Below are 22,759 nucleotides of genomic sequence, written 5' to 3'. Positions count from 1 at the left end.
TATTATCTAAAACACGTTAGCCAAGATAGACGCGCGCGTTTCTGAACATGCGCATCCACGGACTGTCTTCGCCCCATTCATCAGGGTGCCAGCTATTGGCAACAGTACGGAAGACGCGTTCCGGGTGCGGCATCATAATAGATACGCGACCGTCCGGCGTAGTCAGTCCGGTGATCCCTTCGGGCGAGCCGTTCGGGTTTGCCGGATAATCCATGGCGATGCCACCTTTGTTGGTAATATAGCGCACCGCGACCAGCCCCTGCTCAGTAACAGTCGCCAGGTTTGACCCTTTAAATTCCGCGCGACCTTCGCCATGAGACACTGCGATGGGCATTTTTGAGCCTTGCATACCGTTGAAGAATAACGACGGGCTATCCTGGATCTCAACCATGCTCACGCGTGCTTCAAACCGCTCCGAGCGGTTGGTCACGAAGTGCGGCCAAGGATCAGCTCCCGGAATCAGCTCGCGCAAGTTCGAGAGCATCTGACAGCCATTACAAATACCCAGCGCAAAGGTCTTTTGCTTCTCAAAGAAGGCCGCAAATTCATCGCGCGCCCGGCTGTTGAACAGGATTGATTTCGCCCAGCCTTCACCAGCTCCAAGTACATCACCGTACGAGAAGCCACCGCAGGCAACAAGTCCGTTAAACTTATCAAGGCTTATGCGGCCGGCAAGGATATCGCTCATGTGCACGTCAATGGCGGCGAATCCGGCACGATCAAACGCAGCTGCCATCTCGACGTGGGAATTCACGCCTTGCTCCCGTAGGATAGCGACGACCGGATCACGTCCAGTGTTAATGTAAGGCGCGGCAACGTCCTCACTGGCGTCAAAAGAAAGGTCAGCGAAAAGCCCAGTGTCATCCGCTGCTTGCTTCGCTGCAAATTCCTCATCGGCACAGGCGGGGTTATCACGCAGACGCTGCATTTTATGAGTGGTTTCAGCCCAGATCTTACGGAAATGGCTACGGGTACCATTAAGAACCATGTCACCGTCGCGCTTAAAGCTGACTTCATCGCCTACGGCGGCCTCACCTATCACTTTGACTGCATCACCCAGACCTGCATCGGTATAAGCGGCTACGACTTTTTCGACATCGTCGCTGCGCACCTGTATCACCGCGCCCAGTTCTTCGCTGTAAAGCGCCGCCAGATCGTCTGCATGAACCTCATCAAGACGAATGTGCGCTGCACAGTTCCCGGCGAATGCCATCTCAGCAACAGTCACGAACAAGCCACCATCTGAGCGATCGTGATAGGCCAGTAATTTTTTATCACGAACCAGCTGTTGCGTGACGTTAAAGAAACCTTTTAAGTGCTCTGCACAATCGACATCAGGGGTTACATCGCCAAGCTGACGGTAAACCTGTGCAATAGCCGAGCCCCCTAAACGAGCCTTGCCCATGCCTAAATCAATCAGCACTAAGCGTGTATCGCCCTTATCCGTGCGCAGCTGTGGAGTGACCGTACGACGTACGTCATGCACCCGTCCGAAGGCAGTAATCACCAGGCTCAACGGCGCGGTGACCGCTTTGGTTTCACCGTCGTCTTGCCACTGGGTTTTCATCGACATGGAGTCTTTACCCACCGGGATGGTGATACCCAGCTCCGGGCACAACTCTTCGCCCACTGCTTTCACTGCTTCGTATAAACCAGCGTCTTCACCAGGATGACCTGCGGCGGCCATCCAGTTCGCAGAGAGTTTAATGTGTTTAAGGTCACCGATATCGGCAGCGGCAATATTTGTTAGTGCCTCACCCACCGCAATTCGCGCCGATGCGGCATAATCTAATAGCGCTAATGGCGTTCGCTCACCCATTGCCATCGCTTCACCGGCATAAGTGTCGTAGCTTGCTGCGGTAACTGCAACATCAGCAACAGGAATCTGCCATGGACCTACCATCTGATCGCGCGCCACCAGCCCGGTCACACTGCGATCACCGATGGTAATCAAAAAGGTTTTCTCGGCAATCGCCGGCAGTCTAAGCAGACGTTCTGCTGCCTCAGCAATATCGATAGCCCCTGTTTGCAACGCTTCTCCGGCAACCTGCTTACGTTGCACATCGCGGTGCATCTTCGGTGCCTTACCCAGAAGTACATTGAGCGGCAAATCGATCGGGGTGTTTTCAAAGTGGCGATCGGTTAAGGTTAAATGCTCTTCCTCTGTCGCTTCGCCTATCACCGCAAAAGGTGCGCGCTCACGTTCACAAATCTCGGCAAAAGTGGTCATCCGATCTGCGGCAATCGCCATAACATACCGTTCTTGCGACTCATTACACCATATCGCAAGTGGCGACATACCCGGCTCATCGTTGGGTATTTCGCGTAATTCGAATTTGCCCCCACGGCCGCCATCGCTGACCAGTTCCGGCATGGCATTGGAAAGACCACCGGCGCCGACGTCATGGATAAAGGCAATCGGGTTCTTGTCGCCCAACTGCCAGCAGCGGTCGATGACTTCCTGACAGCGGCGCTCCATCTCTGGGTTATCACGCTGTACCGAGGCAAAATCGAGATCTTCGCTGGAACTGCCCGACGCCATTGACGATGCTGCGCCGCCGCCCAGGCCTATGTTCATGGCAGGCCCACCGAGTACAACCAGCTTGGCACCTACAGGAATCTCGCCCTTCTCGACGTGACTCTCACGGATATTCCCCATACCACCGGCGATCATGATCGGTTTATGGTAACCACGGACTTCAGCACCGTTATGGCTTTCAACGCGTTCTTCATAGGTACGGAAATAACCGGTCAACGCCGGGCGACCAAATTCGTTGTTAAATGCAGCACCGCCCAGTGGCCCTTCCAGCATGATCTCCAGCGCGGTGACAATACGATCAGGCTTGCCAAAATCTTCTTCCCAGGGTTGTTCAAAGCCCGGAATACGTAGGTTGGAGACGCTGAAGCCCACCAAACCAGCTTTAGGTTTAGAACCGCGGCCCGTTGCGCCTTCATCACGGATCTCACCGCCGGAGCCCGTCGCCGCACCAGGGAACGGAGAAATTGCCGTTGGGTGATTGTGGGTTTCAACTTTCATTAAGATATGGATGGGCTCGTGGAAGTAGCTGTACTCACCTGCTGCCTGCGAGCCTGCCGGATACGGGAAAAAGCGTCCGGCTTCTGAGCCGACCATGACCGCAGCATTATCCTTGTACGCGGACAACACGTTATCAGGGGTCACCTCAAAGGTATTTTTAATCATCTTGAACAGCGACTTTAACTGCTCTTTACCGTCGATGGTCCAGTCGGCATTAAAGATTTTATGACGGCAGTGCTCGGAATTCGCCTGCGCAAACATATAAAGTTCGATGTCGTTAGGATTACGCCCTAAGCTATTAAAACTATCGAACAAATAGTCTATTTCATCGTCGGCGAGGGCTAAGCCCATATCAATATTGGCGCGTTGCAACGCTTCACGGCCACCGGCAAGAATATCGACTGAGGTCAGCGGCTCAGGGGTGGCGGCAGCGAACAGTGCGTCCGCTTCGTCCAGATCCCGTAATACCATCTCGGTCATGCGATCATGTAGCACAGCACTCGCGCGTTGGAGCTGTTCTTCATCTAGCTCGCCTTCAAGATAATAAACCATGCCACGCTCGAGCCGACGGATTTTGTCCAGTCCACAATTGTGTGCAATGTCGGTCGCTTTTGACGACCAGGGAGAAATGGTTCCTACCCGCGGCACAACGGCGAGCAGAGCTCCTGCCGGAAGGTGTTGGGCAAGTGCTGGACCATAGGTCAGCAGCTTTTTTAGGACCTGCTGCTCGTCATCTGATAAAGAAGCGGTAACATCAACAAAGTGTACGTACTCGGCATACACATCCTGCGCCGGAACATCCGCCTGATGTAACCGTTGCAATAATTTTTCCGTTCGAAATTCAGATAAGGCTGGGGCGCCGCGTACTATCTCCACAGGTCGTTCTCCAGGTTGGCAGTGGATGGTTTTCACCGACTTTTGAGGACGCGTATTATAGTCTTTTTTTGCTTGCTAAACTACCGCGTTCGACTGCAAGTTAATCTTCTTTCTCACATAAACGAAACCATTTCTGGCGTCGTTCATTTTTTAGATGCGTGCGCTTGCGTAACCAAGCCCGGCGCCGGGCATGTGGGACCAGTCGTTTTTTTGTGCGCATCAGTTTACCTCGTCTCCGCTACCAATCGGCAGTGAGATCTCCAGGGGCTGAGCTGGAATACGTCCGCGTTCATCCAACCAAACCAGAGTGTCGTAATAGCGACGAATGTTCCCTACATATCGCACCGGTTCATCACCACGCGCAAAACCAAAGCGTGTTTGTCGATAATATTTTTTCTGTCTCAATAAGGGTAGTCGTTTTCGCACATCAATCCAGCGATCCGGATCCCCACCTTGGCGTTCGGTTAAGACGCGCGCATCTTCCAGGTGGCCATAGCCAATGTTATAGGATGCTAAGGCAAACCAGGTACGGTCAGGCTCAGGGATTCGTGCGGGAATAGTCCCTAACATGCGTTCGAAATAACGAGCGCCGCCGCGAATACTCTCTTCCGGATTCAAACGGCTACTTACGCCCATCTCCTCGGCGGTCGGCAGGGTCAACATCATCAGCCCACGCACGCCCGTTGCGGAAACGGCGCGCGGATTCCACAGACTTTCCTGATAGGAAATAGCAGCGAGCAGGCGCCAGTCCAACTGCCCTGAGTGCTCGACAAAGAAATCGCGATATTTGGGCAGTGTGGTTTGCACCGCATCGATGAACAGACTGGTATCCACATAGTTAAATTGTGAGACGTGGCCAAAGTGCTGATCCACCAAACGATCCAGTTCACCTGACTGACGCAGATCACCAAAAAACTGAATCACTTCGGCATAGAGGGAGGCATCACGCCCGGGACCTAACATCCAGCTGACATCCAGGTTATCCCGCACGGTGAAGGCAACACTGATATTCGGGAAGTAGCGCCTTTGCATATCCAGAATATTGCTGTCCGCGATGGTAAATGCAATTTCGCCGTCTATGACGGCCCGTAATAACTCCGTGGCATCGTGCTCATTGGTTGCCCGCCAGCGCAGTTCAGGAAAGCGTTCGCTGTTGCGGCGTAACCAATCATGGTGACTGCTACCAGCGACGACCACCACCTCGCCATCGACCTGGCTCCAGTCCCGCGGACGGGTCCGTGAGCCCTGGCGATAGACCAGTCGCTGCGCGACTTCCTGATATGGAGGTCCAAAGCGATAATTGCGGTCCCTACGGGGAGTGCGATCCAGCCCGGCGGCCACCACATCGACCTGGCCGCGATCGAGTAAGCCAAACAGGTCTTTGATATTGTAGCGGGAGACGATCTCGAGCTCGACGTCGAGCTGTTCAGCGAAGGTTGCGGCAAGCGCGTACTCAAGACCGCCCTCACTCTCGAATTCGTGATAGTAGGTGGTCGGTCCTAACAGGGTGCCGACCCGAAGAACACCACGTTCTCGGATTTGGGTAAGGTGATCAGGCTGCGGTTGTGGCGCGCAGCCGGCCAGTAGCACTAATGCCAGCAGGGTCAGAAACCCTTTGCAATAATTCATAAGCTCAATGTGCCCAACCTGCAGATATAAAGTCAATAGTTACGACTGATCGCCTGGCGATATACCAACAAAATTTAGATGTCTGGCATTGTGCCTCAAGCCCTTGCTGATGTATATCGTCAGTGTAATTTCAAACGCGGTTTTACCGCACGCTTCAGTTTATCCACCAGCAGCAACAGGAACATTTTCCACCAGCCATGCAAGACGCGCTGATGCAGGCGGTATAAACTCGCGTAAGCCCAGCGTGCCAAAGTTCCCTCAAGCGGCACCGATAAACTCTTACTTTGCATAAAATTACCGACCGCGGAATAACGACTCAACGAGACCAGCGACCCACGTTCTTTATAGACAAACCGCTTTGGCGGCTTCAGCTGGTATTCTCGTACAATATTCCGATACAGACGTTTCGCCATTTGGTGTGCCGACTGTGCGCGTGGCGGAACCCAGCGCGCGTCGTCAATGGGACACGCCGCACAGTCACCTAACGCATAGATAGCTTCATCTGATAGGGTTTGCAGGTACTGATTCACTTTAATTTGATTATTTTTCCGCGTCTCCAAGCCCCAGTCGTTTACAATGTCAGGAGCCCGTACCCCAGCCGCCCAGACGATCAAATCCGCCTGAATAGGCTCACCTTCACCGAGTACAAGGGTATTTTCTTTTACCTCTATAACAGGGTTATTCAACATGACTTCGACGCCCAACGAGCTGAGTTTTTTCTCAACCAGTTTCGACAAACGCTCCGGTAATTCGGGCAAAAGCCGCTGCTTTGCTTCTACTAAACAAACTTCAAAATGTTTTCGATCAAGATGAGACAAGCCATAAATTGACAGCAGTGATACTGAATGAATCAACTCTGCTGCTAACTCAACGCCGGTAGCACCGCCACCGACAATAGCCAGTGAAAGTTTCGTCGCATTACCTTCTCCGATGGACTTGTTGACCCGCAAAAACTCATTCAGCAGGTGTTCATGGAATCGATCCGCCTGCCGCAAGGAGTCCAGGAAATAGCTGTGATCTGTAACTCCGGGAGTGCCAAAATCCGCAGTCACCCCACCGATTGCAAGAATCAGGCGATCATAGGAAAGGCTTCGTGCAGCAACGACTTCTTTGCCACGATCATCACGGATCGCAGCTAACTGAATCGTTTTGTTATCTTTATCTACCGACTCCAGTGTTCCCAGCAAAAACTCAAATCCGCAGCGCGCACTTTGGCCTCTATAATCCAGCTCCTCCATACGCGAATCCAGCGCGCCCGAAGCTACTTCATGCAATAACGGTTTCCATAGATGCGTACTGTTGCGATCAATCAAGGTGACTTTTGCTTGCTCACTGCGGCCCAGCTTGCGCCCGAGCATCGTCGCCAGTTCAAGGCCTCCGGCACCACCACCAACAATGACAATTTGCTCCTGCATATGAGTTTCGCTCCTTTAAAATTAAAAAAGCCACTGACGATAATAGCGTCAATGGCTTTCAATAACCAATCCGTGGTTAGACACAACAGGATGAATCTACTCCCATTCGATCGTTGCCGGTGGTTTACCTGAAATATCGTAAACGACCCTTGAAATCCCGTCGATTTCGTTGATGATGCGGTTCGAAACCGTTTCCAGCAGCTCATAAGGTAAATGAGCCCAACGTGCCGTCATGAAATCAATCGTTTCGACAGCCCGTATAGCAATAACCCAGTCGTATTTGCGGGCATCACCCATCACCCCTACCGAACGTACCGGCAGAAACACGGCAAATGCCTGACTCACTTCGTGATACAAACCAGCTTTGCGCAGCTCTGTAATGAAAATATGGTCGGCACGGCGTAACAGCTCGCAGTACTCTTTCTTAACTTCGGCCAGTACCCGAACTCCCAGGCCTGGACCCGGGAAGGGATGGCGATACAACATATCGTAAGGCAGACCAAGTTCCAGACCTATTTTACGAACCTCATCTTTGAAGAGCTCGCGCAATGGTTCAACCAGGCTTAACTTCATGTCCGCTGGTAAACCGCCGACGTTATGGTGCGACTTGATGACATGGGCTTTGCCTGTTTTCGAGCCCGCAGATTCGATGACATCTGGGTAAATGGTGCCCTGCGCCAAAAAGGAAACGTCGTTGATGCTGGTGGCCTGTTCATCAAAGATTTCGATAAAGACACGGCCGATAATCTTACGTTTGGCTTCCGGATCATGTTCGCCGGCTAAAGCATCTAAGAAACGGTCTTCAGCATCCACATGCACAATGTTCAAACCGTAGTGGTCGCCAAACATTTCCATGACTTGTTCTGCTTCTTTCCAGCGTAACAAGCCATTATCAACAAACACACAGGTTAATTGGTCGCCGATGGCCCGGTGCAACAGCATCGCTGTGACGGAACTGTCGACACCACCAGACAAGCCAAGTACGACCTTACCATTGCCCACCTGCTCGCGAATACGAGCAACGGCATCATCAATAATGTGTGCCGCGGTCCAGTTGGTTTCGCACTCACAGATTTCCACCACAAAATGCTCAAGCATCCGCTTACCCTGACGGGTATGCGTCACTTCCGGGTGGAACTGTAAGCCATAAAAATCGCGCGCTTCATCAGCCATGGACGCAATCGGGCAGGTTGGGGTCTGCGCAACGATACTAAAGCCTTCGGGCAATTCGATGACCTTATCACCATGGCTCATCCAAACGTCCAGCATTGGATTACCATTGTCATGCACGCTGTCTTCAATATGGTGAAACAGCGGGCTGGGTGCAGTGCGTTCCACCAGGGCGTAGCCAAATTCACGTTCCAGAGAACCTTGTACTTTACCACCTAACTGCGCTGCCATGGTTTGCATGCCATAGCAGATACCCAGCACAGGTACCCCCGCCTCAAACACATAATCCGGGGCACGTGGAGAGTCTGCTTCGGTCACCGACTCCGGGCCACCGGAGAGGATAATCCCATTCGGGTTAAAGTTTTTGATGTCTTCAGCATCGACATCCCACGCCCACAACTCACAATAAACACCGATTTCACGGATACGGCGAGCAATCAGTTGCGTGTACTGTGAACCAAAATCTAAAATTAATATGCGATGTGCATGAATATCTTGCATCTTGTCTTAACCCATTCGGTAGTTAGGAGCTTCTTTGGTGATTTGCACATCGTGCACGTGAGACTCGCCCATACCTGCAGATGTCACCCGGACAAATTGCGGTTTGGTTCGCATCTCTTTAATGTTTGCTGAGCCGGTCAGGCCCATTGCTGAGCGCAGCCCACCCATTTGTTGGTGAATAATGGTGGCCATTGGACCTTTATAAGCAACCCGACCTTCAATACCTTCCGGTACTAACTTCTCGGCTTCGTTTGAGGCCTGGAAGTAACGGTCTGATGAACCATGGCGCTGATCCATGGCACCCAGGCTACCCATGCCCCGGTAGGACTTATAGTAGCGGCCCTGGTAGAGTTCAACTTCACCTGGCGACTCTTCCGTACCGGCAAGCATACTGCCCACCATGACACAATCCGCTCCGGCTGCGATAGCTTTAGCAATGTCACCAGAGAAGCGGATGCCGCCGTCAGCGATAACTGGAATACCGGTTCCCTTCAAGGCGTCAACCGCATCACTGATCGCGGTAATTTGCGGAACCCCACAGCCAGTAACGATGCGAGTGGTACAAATTGAGCCCGGGCCAATACCGACTTTCACGGCATCGACACCCGCGTCCGCCAGAGCTTTCGCGCCTGCGCCGGTTGCTACGTTACCGGCAATAAGCTGCAAGTCAGGGTATTCTTTGCGTACATAAGCTACGCGATCGATAACGCCCTGCGAATGGCCGTGGGAAGTGTCGATGAGCAAAACGTCAACGCCCGCTTCAACTAGCGCAGCGATGCGCTCTTCTGTGCCTGGACCCACACCTACAGCCGCGCCCACACGTAAGCGGCCCAGTTCGTCTTTACAGGCATTTGGCTTGTTTTCGGCTTTGGTAAAATCTTTCAGGGTAATCATGCCACGCAGATGGAACGCGTCGTCGACCACCAGAATTTTCTCGATACGATGTTGATGCATCAAATCAAGAATTTCTTCGCTCTTGGCACTTTCTGTGACAGTGATCAGGCGCTCTTTTGGCGTCATAATGGTCGCCACACGTTTACTGTTGTCACTTTCTGCGCGAGCATCACGACCAGTGATAATTCCCACCAGCTCACCGCTCTTTTCAACTACCGGGAAGCCATGGAAACCGTGTTCGACGTTAAGGGCGCGAATTTCACCCAGGGTCGTGTCAGGTGTTACTGTTACCGGGTCAGAAACCATACCACTTTCGTACTTCTTCACTTTACGTACGTGAGCAGCCTGTTCTGAGATGGTCATGTTCTTATGCACGAAGCCAAGCCCCCCCTCTTGCGCCAGCGCAATGGCCAGAGCAGCTTCAGTCACCGTATCCATGGCCGCAGAGACCATTGGAATATTAAGTTCAATGCCGCGCGTTAAACGCGTGCGCAGGTCGGCAGTATGAGGTAAAACAGTCGAATGACCGGGGACGAGTAAAACATCGTCGAAGGTAAGAGCTTCTTGAGCGATTCGTAGCATGGCAACATCCCACTAGCTGAGTTAATGTTGCGGGCAGATTTTACTCGTAAAGCGCTTTTCAGTAAACTGATTTTTTCACTTAGGACGGGTTTATAACATGAGCAAAGCCGCAATTTTCACTGTTGGCCAGTTAAATGCCGAAGTACGTCAAGTACTTGAACGCGGCTTTGGCTCAATTTGGCTAATTGGCGAAATTTCGAACTTTGCTGCGCCGGGCTCTGGACATTGGTACTTCACCCTTAAAGATGAGCGCGCTCAAATTAAGGCGGCCATGTTTCGTAACGCCAACCAACGCGCCAAAGTACGTCCTCAGCATGGCATGCAGGTGCTGGTGCGGGCCAAGCTGACCGTTTATGAACCGCGCGGTGATTACCAGCTGATCGTCGAGCATATGGAGGATGCCGGGGCCGGGTTGTTACAGCAGCGTTATGAGCAACTCAAGCACAAATTGCAAGCCGAGGGACTTTTTGCGGCAGAGCATAAGCAGCCCCTCCCCAGCGAAATCCGCCGCGTGGGCGTGATCACGTCGCCAACGGGCGCTGCTATTCGTGACATTCTGGCGGTGCTGAAACGGCGTGATCCAAGTGTTGAAGTGATTATCTACCCCAGCTCAGTGCAGGGGCAAAGCGCGGTAAACGAGCTGCTATTTGCGCTGCAGCGCGCCTGCCAGCGTAACGAAGTCGATGTGCTGCTTCTCAGTCGCGGTGGGGGCTCACTTGAAGATCTGTGGTGCTTCAACGACGAACATCTTGCCCACGCCCTGCACAGCTGCCCTATTCCCGTGATCAGCGCGGTCGGCCATGAAGTCGATTTTACTATCGCTGATTACGTTGCTGATGTCCGGGCGCCGACACCATCCGCTGCCGCTGAGCTGGTCAGTCGCGACCAGCGCGAAGTCCTGCAGCGACTGGTACAGCTTGATCACCGTTTACAACAGCACTGGCAACGTCAGCGCAGCTTTTTACAGCAGACTCTGCAGCATTGGCAGCACCGCTTACAGCAACAACACCCGCAGCGGCGGCTGCAACAAAACAGTCAGCGCGTCGATGAACTTTCGGCGCGGGCAAGCGCAGCCTTACAGCGCTTGCAGCGCCAAACTCAACAACGTTTCAGCACCACCCAACAGCGGTTACAATCTCTGCACCCACAACGCCAGCTGGCTCCGTTGCAGCAACGTTTTGCGCAGCTGCAGGCCCGAAACAATCAGGCCATTCAGCAGATTCTTAAATTCTGGCAGCAAAAGCATGCTGCGACGTTACAAAATCTGCAAATCGTCAGCCCATTGCAAACCATTGCCCGCGGCTATGCCGTGGTACGCAGCGAACAGGGTGAACTCGTGCGCAATCCGGAGCAGTTGCAGGACGAGGAACGGTTTTCAGTAAAAGTGGCCGAAGGCGAATTCTGGGCTAAAAAATCTTCTGCAGATACTGCAGAATAAAAAACCAGATTGGCAAAGTAATAAAACAAAGTAACACGCCATAGCCGACCACAGCTGCAGATAGTGTGGGTGCCAGCCCTGCCATAATCGCCAGTGCACCGGCAGAGATCATCGCTGGCATCGCCGCCTCCATAATGGTCACCTGCACCGCCAGTTGATCCAATCCAAAACCTATTAAGATGAGCAGTGCGACCAGCGGTGTCACGCCAAGCTTAAGCACCAGTGCCCAGGCCAGCGGGCCACGGTCTTCAGCGGGCAGTCGAAAGCGCAGCTGGAAGCCGACGGCAACCATGATCACCGGGACTAAGGTGATGGCCAGCGAGTCGATGAATTGTTTAACTGTATCAGGGTAAGTGACCCCGCGCAGAAGCAGTGCCACAACCAGCGCGATAAAGGGCGGAAAGCGCAGGATCCGCCAGGCAATAGCGGCGGCCGAAGGGCGTTGTGCCGTATCACCTTCGGCATGACTGTAGATGGCAGCGATCACCGTGGCATAAATCGACAAAATAAAAAACGAGCCTAATTGATCATAAAGCAGCGCATAGGGAATGCCTTCAGGACCAAAGAACGCCTCGATCATGGGAAAGCCGACAAAGGACGTATTGCCTAAGGGGATCACCAGCAGCATTGCCCCTGTGGTGGTTCTCGACCAGCCGCGCCAACGCGCCAGCGCCAGCACCACAGGTACCGTCAATGCCAGCAATAGCCATGGCATCAGGGCTGGATAGAGCAGCTCTTTACCAAACGTCAGTAAGGGGATTTTTTGCAGAACCACGGCGGGCAATGCCACGTAAATAACGTAGGCATTGAGGATTTGTCCTGTGTTTTGCGCAAACTGCTGGCTACGGCGCAGCAAAAGTCCGATCACGACGTAGCCAGCAATAAAGATAAAGTTCGCCATCATAGTTCAGATGTATGAATGATGGCGATAGTGTACCTAGCTTTGCGCCAGGATAACACTCACACTTTGGTCGTGTTTTACGACCTAGAATTTATGTTCAATACCTACTGCAATATAACGCTGTTCCGCTTCGATGGTGTCAAGGTCGCGACCCGTATACCAGGTATAGACTTTGGTGCCTTTAGCAAGTTTGTAGTCAACACCAAACGAGAGCGAGTCGTCATCGCCATCGATAAAGTCCATCATTTGATATTGCGCTTTGAAGCTAAAGCGGCCCCACGGCTGTTCAACACTGGCAACGAAACCATCTGCTTCAGCGGTGCCATCAACCCGTTCCTGTTGCTGCCACATTAAGCCGAACATAGTGGAGTTAACCTTGGTGTAACCGATCAGCCGTTCGATGTCATAGCCATCGACATCGCGATCCATTGCTGCACCGAAATAATAGCCGGTGTCATCAAGATCGTCGTCACCATAGGTGACTGCCAGCGAGTAACCATCGTCCTGGGTATCGCCTTCACTCAAGACCACGCTACCGGCCACACGAATGTGATGGAAGCTGGGCGAGTAATACGAGATGGTATTGCTGGTACGGTTTTCACCTTCAAACAGCGCTTTGATATCGGCTTCATAATCGCTGAACTGATCGAGATCGCCCTGCAGCGTCTTTAGCACTGTGTCGCGCCGTCCCACAGTCAGCTCACCAAAGCTGCCCCGCAGTCCGACAAACTGATTACGTGATTTGAGGTTATCATCACCACCTAAGTCGGCCAGGTCGACCTGCCACTCGAGCTGATAAATGACTTCTAAATCGTCACTGATCTTAGTGCCGCCCTTCACGCCGATACGTGATGCGTTGCTCTCTAATTCAGTTTCCGTACTGGCGCCATCATCATTGCTCTGCAATGAGACATTTGCTTTACCGTAAAAATCAAAGGAGCTCTTCGGTTCGTCGTTGCTTTCCTGAGCTGCCAGCGCGGTGCTGGTCAAAGCGAACGGAAGCATAATCAAAGCTACATGTTTAAAAGTCATAAGGTCCACCTACGCTAACTATGGTTCGTATGAGCGATCGATTTACCACTCAAGCGCGCATAGCATATTGCAACTTTATGACAGTTTCATGACTATGTGACAGTTTTTTGCTGTTTCGATAACTTTTTTATGTCGTTCCTGTGTCGCTCTTATGTCGCGACAGTGTCATTTTTATGACGACTGCAATTCCTTAATACGCTCAGCCTGCTCTTTTTCAGAGGTGGCGTAGCGTTCCCACTGCCCTGCTGCCTTGCGCGCGTCTGCAAATGCTTTTGCTTTCGCGAAAGCCTGTAGCGCAGGATTATAGTTCTCTTGTTCAAGTTCAGCCATGCCGATAACTAAATGCATGGTACCGGGCTTTTCCAGATTACCTTTCGCCAGTGCAGTTTCCGCTGCTGCAATGGCTTGCGGATAACGTTCGGCATTGAGCAGCACCTGCGCACGTTGCGCATCCAGTTCACCATCGATGCTTAATTCAGCAGCTTGCTTTAAGGCGTTGACGGCTTTATCGGTTTCCCGGGCCGCAATCCAGCTTTGTGCCAGCAACTTCAAATTCCGTAAATCAGCCTCCAGTTTACCTTGGGCGATGGCTTGCTCCATCACCTGCCCCGCCTTAAAGGGGACGCCGCCAAAGAAGTAGCTTTGCACCAGCATCTGCAAATCCTGGCCACGGGTTAGAAACCCCTGTTGATAGGCCGCCTCGAGCATGGCTAACTGCTGCTGGTCACGGCCAAGCTGGCCGTACACGCCCGCCAACTGAGTCCAGTAATCAGGTTTATTGAAATGCTTGATCATTTGCTCAAGAACGTCGGCAACGGCTTCGGTCTGGCCTAATTCGTAGTGGATCGCGCGTTGCAGCACATACCAGGCTTCCTCACCGGTTTCGTTAGTTGCCCGAGCGGAGCTGATGGCGCGTTTTATCGGTGTCAGCGCCTGCTCGTAATCACCTTTTTGGTAAAGTGCCTGCGCCCGCAGTACATCGGCTTTGGTTGCCTGTTGCTCGCCAGTGACTTGCTGCCAGTGGTCCAGATAGGCAAGGGTTTGTGCATAATCGTTTTGCCCTAAAGACAACTGTGCCAGGCTGAACAAGGTCGTTTGCTTTAATGCGTCCGGAATGGGATCTTCGCTGACCACTTTGTCGAAGTAGGTAATCGCTTTGCCGATACGGTCTTTACCGTAATGCATATAACCATAGAAGTTCCACAGCATGGCGCGCTCGTAACTATTCATACTACTGAGCTTACCTTCGACCGCTTTGAGCGCTGCCAGGCCAGCCTCCACGTCACCGGCATCAGCCAGTTCCTGAGCCCGCGCTAACTGACTGTAAACCTGCTCGCGTAACGCAGGAACCCGTTTGCTGTCCTGCGCGCTCGCCGCCTGATGCACAAACTGGCTGATGACAATCCAGACAATAATAACGATTAAATGACGCATTGTGTTCTCCTAGCCATCGATTTCAAAGGTAATCCGGTTTTGCACGCCTTCCACTTCAACGGCGTCACCATTGACCACACGAGGTTTGTATTTAAACTTCAAGACGGCATCCATGGCAGCTTGATCAAAAATCTGTTCCGGCTGTGCCTCGACCACCCGCGGATCGCGCACAGTGCCCTGTCGGGTCACGGTAAACTCCACCACTACGTAGCCTTCTATACCGCGCTGTAAGGCGCGACGTGGATAGGCTGCCTGGACTTTCACAATAGGCAGATACTCGCCATCACTGGTATCCAGGTTCATGCCACCGGAGAGTCCGGTATCCGCTTGTGCGGAGGTGGAAAAATCATAGCTGCCGCCATCCGGCGAAAGCTCACTGGTGTCCATTTGTGGCGTCGGCATATCGGGCGGTGGCGCTTCTGGCTCTGGCGGCCGTTCCGGCTTACGCTCCTTTTGCTGTACGACTTCTTCTGGTTTGATCCGTACGAAATCGAGTACGCTGCCTTTTGCCGGCTCGGTCATCGCGCCTTGGCCACCCGTGATCAGCGACTGCATCAGGTAAAACAAGCCGAGTGTCACGATAGCGGCGACGGCCAGTGCTGCTAAAAAACGCATGGTTCTACTCTTCCTGCGCTGCTATTGAGACATCGAAGACACCCGCAGCTCGCGCAGCGTCCATAACCTTTATCAGAGTTTCAGTGGTCGCTTTCTTGTCCGCTTGTATCACCACTGAACCTTGTGGGTTCTCTGCGTACAAACGTTCAATGTTGGCTTGCACGGCACGTGCATCGACCTGGCGTTTATTAATCCAAATCTCGCCTGTATCACTGATGGCAACCAGAATATTGGCGCGATCCTTTTGCACCGCGGTAGCGGCTTCTGGGCGGTTTACATCGATGCCGGCCTCTTTCACGAAGCTGGCGGTGACAATAAAAAAGATCAGCATGATAAACACCACGTCGAGCATTGGCGTCATATCAATCTGGGCTTCTTCTTCGTCGATCAAATTAGCAAAATGTTGTTTCATTATTCAGCCCTCTAGTGGTGTTCCATTAGCATGCGATCTTCCAGCTTCAGACGTTCGCGCTTCGCTGTTCGTTGTAACCAGGTGGTCGCAAACACACCTGATAATGCGCCCACCATGCCAGCCATGGTCGGGATGGTGGCTTTGGATACGCCAGCAGCCATCGAGCGGGCATTGCCGGTCCCCGCAACTGCCATCACATCAAATACTTCGATCATGCCGGTCACCGTCCCCATCAATCCCAGCAGTGGACAGAGTGCCACCAGCGCTTGCAACACCGGCAAACGCCCCCCCAGAGCAATGGAAACTCGCGAAATCATGGCCTGTCGGATCTGCTCGGCATTCCATGACGATTTATCCTCCCGCGCTTTCCACTTCTGCAACACTTGCTGTTTTTGCTGCTGGTGCCCACGGGTGAAGTAAAAAATGCGCTCCAGAATCATCAACCACATGATGAAAATCAGGATGCCGATGATCAGGAGTACCTGACCACCTGTTTCCACAAAGTCCTGAATCGCATTATAAAAGTCGATAGAGAACACCATCATTAGTGCCCCCGCTCAGAGCGCTCCGCAATAATGCCTGACGCCTGTTCCTGCAACACGTGGACCAGATTCTTACTCCGCGTATTTAAGGTGGCAAACAGCAAGGTCATCGGGATCGCGACCACCAGACCAAGGACCGTGGTAACCAGGGCTTGCGAAATACCGCCGGCCATTAGCTTCGGGTCGCCGGTACCGAACAAAGTGATCGCCTGGAAGGTATTAATCATACCGGTAACGGTACCTAACAGACCTAGCAGCGGCGCGACCACAGAGATGATCTTGATAAAGGTCAGATTGCGCGTGATCTTGGGAACTTCTCGCAAAATAGCTTCGCTGAGTTTCAACTCCAGGGTTTCGGTGTCGGCCTGTGGGTACTTGTCTTTTACTGCCATGACGCGACCTAAGGGGTTGTCGTCTTGCGCCTGCGCGTTCTTCAACTGGCGTTTTACTTTACCGCCCATCAATATCAGGGTAACGAAACGCTCTAATGCGATCAGCAGGCCAACAGCGCCAAGGGCAAGAATGATGTAACCAACGGTCGAGCCCTGATCAATGCGCTCCTGCAGATCTGGTGCTTGCACCAGCAACCCAAGAATGGAGCCGCCGGTGGGATCCAGGCCAAAACGAACGGGATTATCATTACTTTCCACAAGGGCTTCAGCGGTGTTGAGGTAACGCCCCGCAGGCTGACGCATGAGTTCAGCAACCGCGTCCGTACCCGGAATCAACTCAAGGTATTTGCCGTCGGAAACCATATTGAAGGTCCCTACACGGATCACTGGCTTGGTTTCTTTTTCGCCATTGGCCAGCGTCACCTGGGTATTGAACTGGCTCACTTTGCCGGATTCTGTCATCTCTTGCTGCAGTGCAAACCAGACCGATTCGATCTCCTCGATGCTGGCCAGCTTTGAACTTGAGCCCATTTTCTGAGCGAGGTCACTCAGGGCATCACTGCGGCCTGGAAACTCGACCGAAACGTAAGAGTTTCTTAAGTTGCTGGCGGTGTCACCGGCCACTTGCTGCAGTACGCCAAACAGCTCTTTTAAGGAGCCCATGCGCTGCGTCAGCGCGTCTTCAAGCGCAGCCAGATCACGTTCATTGGTTTCAAATTGCCCCTCAAGACGGGCGCTGGCCTGCTCCAGCTGGTCGCGTTTGGCGATGGCTTCCCGCAAAACTTGCTGCTGCTGTTCAGCTTGCGCGCGGAACCGCGCCTCACGTTCTTCATTAGCCTGCGACTGGGCAAACTTGCCCTCTTTCAACTGCTGTAAAAGCTGATCTAGGTTCACCGGTTCCTGGCTAAATGCCGGAGCTGCAAATGCCAGAGCTAAAGCAGCGATGCAATGTTTTAATTTCAACATGGGTTAGTCTCCCGCCTGCGCAGTTTGAGTGAAAACCGGAAGCATTAATAAATCCGGGGCCAGCTGCTTGCGGGCAATCCGCAGCGCTTCCTGTACATCTGTGGCGTAACTGGAATCCAGTTGCTGCCACTCACGGTCGAGCTGATTCCAAACGCCCATTTGCTTGCCATCACGGGTCTTATAGATGAGTACCGTACGGCCGATGCGCAGAAACTCGACATCCTGGGGCTGACCAGAAATGGTCATCTCGCCGTTGTAAGCTTCGATGGTACGGCCGTAATCGGCTTCAATCTGATAGGCTTCCATGACCCGGCGAAATTTCTCGGAAACATCCACATCAGCCCGATCCATCAGCTCATGCAAGCCAGCGATACGACCTTCACGCTCGGCAGAAAGAAATGGCACATCGAGGTTTACAAAGGTATCGAGGCTATCAATCATGCGCAGCATAAGCGGTGTGATCTGCCGCTCAACCACACTCACCTCGTCAATAGAATCATTGAGTTCGGCTTTTTCCTGTTGCTGAAAATCGATTTGTTTTTGCAGCTGCTGCACATACACCTCCAGACCTTGGATCTGGCGGTTGATTTGCTTGAATTGCTGCACGCGATCTTGCGTCGTGTCGGCGATTTTATCGACGGTGAGCTGGGAGGAGCGGGCGGCTTGATTGATTTCATTGGCGGCATCAACCACCGGCTCAAGCGCCTGATCTTGAGCGACAGCACTGGTACTTGCAAAAATCCCTGCGAGTACCAGCGTGCGAGCGAAACATGGTTTCATAGAAACACCTTGCACAGGTTGTGAGTGATGATGTGCAAGATACGTCAGTTGTGTGACAGCTTGGTGACTGCGCTATGTCAGTTTTGTGTCAGGATGAACTTTTTGTGCCACTTTGATTTAAGTTTCGTGTCATTTCACGCATATCAATACCACTTGGATGCTGGAATACGCGTAAACCGAACTCTGGCAAAATCGATAGCAAGTGGTCAAAGATATCCGACTGAATACCCTCGTATTCGGTCCAGACAATGGTGTTGGTAAAACAATAGACCTCGATAGGAAGACCGTCCGATGTCGGATTCAGCTGCCGTGCCATCAGAGTCATCTCTTGATGAACTTTCGGATGATTCTCAAGATATTGCAGGATATAAGCACGGAAGGTACCAATATTAGTGATACGCCGGGTATTTACCGGTTCCTTGCCTTCGTCTTTGAGTTGTTGGTTCCAGTCATCGATTTCCTGTTGTTTATTTTGCAGGTAATCTTTTAACAGCCGGAAACGCTTCACCGCTTTCAGCTCATCGTCTGTTAAGAAATGAATGCTTTGCTGATCTAACAACAAACTCCGCTTTATACGCCGGCCACCTGACTCCTGCATGCCACGCCAGTTTTTAAAGGGGTCAGAAATAAAGCGCCGGGTGGGAATGAAGGTAATGGTCTTGTCCCAGTTCTGCACTTTCACCTGGTGCAAGGCGATGTCGATGACATCGCCATCGGCGTTCAGATTGGGCATCTCCACCCAGTCACCGACCCGGATAATATCGTTTGAGGTAATTTGCACACTGGCGACCAGACTCAACAATGTATCCTGGAACACCAACATCAGCACCGCGGCCATCGCACCCAGACCGGAGAGCAATATAACGGGCGATTTATCGATCAAGACCGCAATCATCAGAATCGTTGCCACCGCATAGATGACAATTTTAGCGACCTGGATGTAACCTTTAATGGGCCGTTCTTGCGCCTGAGGCTGACGCTCATACAGCGTGTTTACAATGGTCAGGGTGCCACTTATCGCGCGAGCGATGGTGATCACGATGAACGCGAAACAGACGTTGGTGACAACAATGGTGAGTTCTTCAGCTAAGTTGGGAACCGAGGTAATGCCAAAAGCGATGACCAGCGCTGGAATGACGTTCGCTAGTCGCGCCACGATATTCCGCTCTATGGCTTGCCGGTCTTTACCTGCGGGTGTGTAGCTTAAAATTCGCAGCAGGCCACGTAGCAATACTTTCTTCACGATAAAGTTTGCCACCCAGGCACCCACCAGCAACAAACTTAATTTCGTTAAAGTATCCATGTCTGGCCGTTCAACCAGCCAGCTCTGCGCTGCTTCTAATTTCTCTTGCATATCTTGCATAGAAAATTGCCACTCGTTGTTCAATCTAAGAATCAAAAACGCCTCTGCGTGCCTCTATTGTATAACAAAAAACGGGAGCCGAAGCTCCCGTTTTATGACGTTGTTACAAACTCTTAAAAAGAGTAGCTGTATTCCAGACTGACTCCGGTACCGACGCTACGCGACTGAATCAAACGTCCGCCCTGTTCGATTTCAACATCCTCGCCCAGCATGTTTTGCACCTTAAGCTTCACCTTCGAATTAAAATCCGGGTAATAGGTGTACACCAGATCCAGGCTATGGAACGGCTGCTCGACGGCATCGTCAATGCCTACAGCACCTTCTTTAACGCCAGCAAAAGCAATTCGCTCACCCGCTACATTGTAGATAAGTGATGCGCTGTGCTCACCATTTAATGAGTCATAGCCCAGCTGCAAGTTGGTGACGTACTTCGAGTGACCTGTCATCCGTCGGCTGTTATTCGTCAGCTCTACGTTACCCGTGTTAGCGATACTGATTTCTGAGTCTGAGAGAGTCAGGTTTCCTGATACGAACAGGCCATCGGTAAGCAGGGTCAGGTCTTTCAGGAATTCAAATTCCAGACCGTAGACTTCACCCGACTGGCCATTCAGGAAGGTAATGACGCGATCCGAATCAGTACCTTTAGCTTCAACAGCCTCAATCGGATTGGCCAGATCTTTGTAGAACATCGCGACCGAGTAATTTTCTCCAGCCGGCAAATACCATTCCCAACGTACATCGAAATTATCAATATCCGTGGTCATCAATTCGCTGTTCCCACGTACCTTAAAATTGGTCAATGGATCAACGAAAATCACCTCGGTCAGCTCTCGCAAATCAGGTCGTACAACAGTGCTGCCATAACCGAAACGCAGCTGCATCTCGTCATTGAGTTGGTACGTCAGCGCCAGCGAACCATAGAGATCATCTTCAACGCGGCCAGCATCAGCAACATCACCAACGACTCTCATGGTGCGAAGATCAAGTTGAGCAGCGACCTGAGTGTATTGCTCCCAACGCAAACCACCACTGACGCGCCAGTCATCGTTCAGCTGGATATCGGCAAGGCCATAACCAGCTTCGATCTGTTGCGCGGCCAGATAATTCGGATCGGTCGCCGTAGGAGCACCAAACAAAGCGAAACCAAACTCCCCATCCGTGAGGTTTTCATCACTGAACAGGTCGTTGTAGCTGACATTTCGTAATTCACTGTTGGCAACCTGCTCAGCACTGATTGCAAAGCGTCGGGAATATGAAGAACGAGCTTTCTTCGATACTTGCCCGCCGCCCTTAAGCAGGATCTCCATCGCCGCCAGTGATACAGGCAACTCACCGTCAACGCGCCAGTCCTGAGCGTCATCTTCCAGATTCTGATACTGCAGGGTGGTTGCGGTCCGGGTTTGCTGGAATGCCAGGTCGCCAACACCTTCGCCTAAATCACGATTGTTGATCTGACGATAAAAGACTTCACCTGGTGCATCACGGCTTGCCCGCGAATCAGCATACTGCCAGTCCAGCGCAAAGCCCCATAATTGAGGAAAATAATGCGAACCACGGATTTGATTGGTTAGTAATTCACGCTGTTCATAGCGGGTTTCGGTATCAAAGTAGCTTAACCCGGTTTCATCGATGGAGTTGGGGGTTTCAACCACGCCCTGCTCCACTCGATCAGCGGTGTTCCGCAAAAAAATAGTCGAGGTCTCAATGCGGTGATAATCACCAATTTCCACACCGAAATTAAGCAAACCGCTGAGTTCTACATTCTGTGTAGTCACCCTGCTCTCGCTGGCCTGATCGATGGCCGCCGCACCCTCTGCAATTCCCAGTACCAGCTCAGATTCTTCGCTATTGGACCAGCTGTTGCCGTAATCCACCGCAGCAAGAAAGCCAAAAGTTAAATCGTCGCTGACTTCGTAGGCATTACCGTAAGTCACCGAGCCATCGAGATCCGGGCGCAGAGATTTACTGTAGACTTCATTCTGTGTATTCAGTGACGCCGCCAGCTGTCGGTTAATGGCCGCCGCTTCGCTACTGGAGATCCCCTCACTTGAGGCAATGCTGGGCGTATTGATACTTTCCTGATAACGCGCCAAGGCTGCCCGCATCTCTGCTGACAATGCCCGGGTGCCATCATCTTTACCTAACCAGTCATCATCACCGCCAGCGTAGGTCAACCCGTCGTCCGAGAAGTTACTGTTCCAGCCCGTTCCGACCGATACCTCAAACACTTCATCGGTAGGAATAGAAACCGTACGGATATTGACGTTACCACCACCGAAATTAGCGGGCATATCCGGCGAATAAGACTTTTGCACAGCCATACTTTCGATAATGCTGGCCGGAAACATGTCTAACGGGATGACGTTACGGGTCGGATCAGGTGACGGCACTGAAGCCCCATTTAACTGGGTACTTGAATAACGTTCACCGAGTCCGCGTACGTAAATGAATTTACCATCGACCAGAGTCAAACCTGTGACACGACGCAGCGCGGTCGCGGCATCGCTATCGCCAGTTCTGGAGATTTGCTCTGCTCCGAGAATATCAGCGACGAACGCCTGAGCCTTACGCTCTTCGACCACTGCGGCCGCTGAACCTTGCAATCGCGTGCCTGTGGTAACAACTTCTTCAATGGTGGTATCGCTCGTTGCTTGCGCTTGATCTTGCTGAGCGTAAGCAAGGGGACCAGACAACGCGAGAGCGATCGCGAGGCCCAGTTTACTTTGCATTAATACAGCCTGCTTTTTCATAGGAAACTCCGCATGCGTGACTTAATTATC

At 52.2% G+C, this 22,759-nt stretch carries 16 protein-coding genes; 1 reads left to right on the top strand and 15 read right to left on the bottom strand.

Annotation, left to right across the window (positions count from 1 at the left end):
- Window positions 1–16: 16 nt before the first annotated feature.
- From purL to guaB, 5 genes are all read right to left on the bottom strand, one after another.
- A complete protein-coding gene (gene purL / locus J6J34_RS09450; RefSeq protein WP_301834565.1) occupies window positions 17–3,913 on the bottom strand; it encodes a phosphoribosylformylglycinamidine synthase in 3,897 nt (1,298 codons plus the stop codon).
- Window positions 3,914–4,132: 219 nt separating this feature from the next.
- Entirely contained in the window at window positions 4,133–5,542 is a 1,410-nt protein-coding gene (gene mltF, locus J6J34_RS09445) for a membrane-bound lytic murein transglycosylase MltF (protein WP_301721447.1), read from the bottom strand.
- 119 nt (window positions 5,543–5,661) lie between these two features.
- Window positions 5,662–6,957 (bottom strand): NAD(P)/FAD-dependent oxidoreductase, encoded by a 1,296-nt coding sequence (locus J6J34_RS09440; RefSeq protein ID WP_301834566.1) that lies wholly within the window; start codon window positions 6,955–6,957, stop codon window positions 5,662–5,664.
- Between the two features lie 96 nt (window positions 6,958–7,053).
- Window positions 7,054–8,628 (bottom strand): glutamine-hydrolyzing GMP synthase, encoded by a 1,575-nt coding sequence (gene guaA, locus J6J34_RS09435; protein WP_301721449.1) that lies wholly within the window; start codon window positions 8,626–8,628, stop codon window positions 7,054–7,056.
- Between the two features lie 6 nt (window positions 8,629–8,634).
- The gene (gene guaB, locus J6J34_RS09430) at window positions 8,635–10,104 is read right to left on the bottom strand and encodes an IMP dehydrogenase (protein ID WP_301721450.1); all 1,470 of its coding nucleotides are present in this window, start codon (window positions 10,102–10,104) and stop codon (window positions 8,635–8,637) included.
- 97 nt (window positions 10,105–10,201) lie between these two features.
- Between guaB and xseA the strand changes: the two genes are divergently transcribed.
- Complete coding sequence (gene xseA, locus J6J34_RS09425; RefSeq protein WP_301774830.1) at window positions 10,202–11,542, top strand: exodeoxyribonuclease VII large subunit; 1,341 nt, start codon at window positions 10,202–10,204, stop codon at window positions 11,540–11,542.
- Here the strand turns inward: xseA and J6J34_RS09420 are convergent.
- From J6J34_RS09420 to J6J34_RS09375, 10 genes are all read right to left on the bottom strand, one after another.
- The gene (locus J6J34_RS09420; protein WP_301721452.1) at window positions 11,511–12,446 is read right to left on the bottom strand and encodes an AEC family transporter; all 936 of its coding nucleotides are present in this window, start codon (window positions 12,444–12,446) and stop codon (window positions 11,511–11,513) included. The two genes, xseA and J6J34_RS09420, sit on opposite strands and share 32 nt — an antisense overlap.
- 81 nt (window positions 12,447–12,527) lie before the next feature.
- Window positions 12,528–13,475 (bottom strand): porin, encoded by a 948-nt coding sequence (locus J6J34_RS09415; RefSeq protein WP_301834570.1) that lies wholly within the window; start codon window positions 13,473–13,475, stop codon window positions 12,528–12,530.
- A 171-nt stretch (window positions 13,476–13,646) separates the two neighbouring features.
- Complete coding sequence (locus J6J34_RS09410) at window positions 13,647–14,909, bottom strand: tetratricopeptide repeat protein (RefSeq protein WP_301834572.1); 1,263 nt, start codon at window positions 14,907–14,909, stop codon at window positions 13,647–13,649.
- A 9-nt stretch (window positions 14,910–14,918) separates the two neighbouring features.
- On the bottom strand, window positions 14,919–15,524 hold the full coding sequence (locus J6J34_RS09405) for an energy transducer TonB (protein WP_301774834.1): 606 nt from the start codon (window positions 15,522–15,524) through the stop codon (window positions 14,919–14,921).
- Between the two features lie 4 nt (window positions 15,525–15,528).
- The gene (locus tag J6J34_RS09400) at window positions 15,529–15,936 is read right to left on the bottom strand and encodes an ExbD/TolR family protein (RefSeq protein ID WP_301721457.1); all 408 of its coding nucleotides are present in this window, start codon (window positions 15,934–15,936) and stop codon (window positions 15,529–15,531) included.
- A gap of 11 nt (window positions 15,937–15,947) precedes the next feature.
- On the bottom strand, window positions 15,948–16,478 hold the full coding sequence (locus J6J34_RS09395) for a MotA/TolQ/ExbB proton channel family protein (protein ID WP_301834701.1): 531 nt from the start codon (window positions 16,476–16,478) through the stop codon (window positions 15,948–15,950).
- A 2-nt stretch (window positions 16,479–16,480) separates the two neighbouring features.
- Window positions 16,481–17,836 (bottom strand): MotA/TolQ/ExbB proton channel family protein, encoded by a 1,356-nt coding sequence (locus J6J34_RS09390; protein ID WP_301721459.1) that lies wholly within the window; start codon window positions 17,834–17,836, stop codon window positions 16,481–16,483.
- A gap of 3 nt (window positions 17,837–17,839) precedes the next feature.
- Entirely contained in the window at window positions 17,840–18,616 is a 777-nt protein-coding gene (locus J6J34_RS09385) for a DUF3450 domain-containing protein (protein WP_301834574.1), read from the bottom strand.
- Window positions 18,617–18,704: 88 nt separating this feature from the next.
- Window positions 18,705–19,979, bottom strand: coding sequence for a mechanosensitive ion channel family protein (locus J6J34_RS09380; protein ID WP_301721461.1), 1,275 nt, complete (start codon window positions 19,977–19,979; stop codon window positions 18,705–18,707).
- A gap of 113 nt (window positions 19,980–20,092) precedes the next feature.
- Window positions 20,093–22,729 (bottom strand): TonB-dependent receptor domain-containing protein, encoded by a 2,637-nt coding sequence (locus J6J34_RS09375; RefSeq protein ID WP_301834576.1) that lies wholly within the window; start codon window positions 22,727–22,729, stop codon window positions 20,093–20,095.
- Window positions 22,730–22,759 lie beyond the last annotated feature (30 nt).

Origin of the sequence: Pseudidiomarina terrestris (genome assembly GCF_030466405.1) — a bacterium.
GTDB classification, from domain to species: domain Bacteria; phylum Pseudomonadota; class Gammaproteobacteria; order Enterobacterales; family Alteromonadaceae; genus Pseudidiomarina; species Pseudidiomarina terrestris.
Note: the sequence above shows the minus strand (reverse complement) of the source record. Positions and strands in the feature narration are given on the sequence as shown.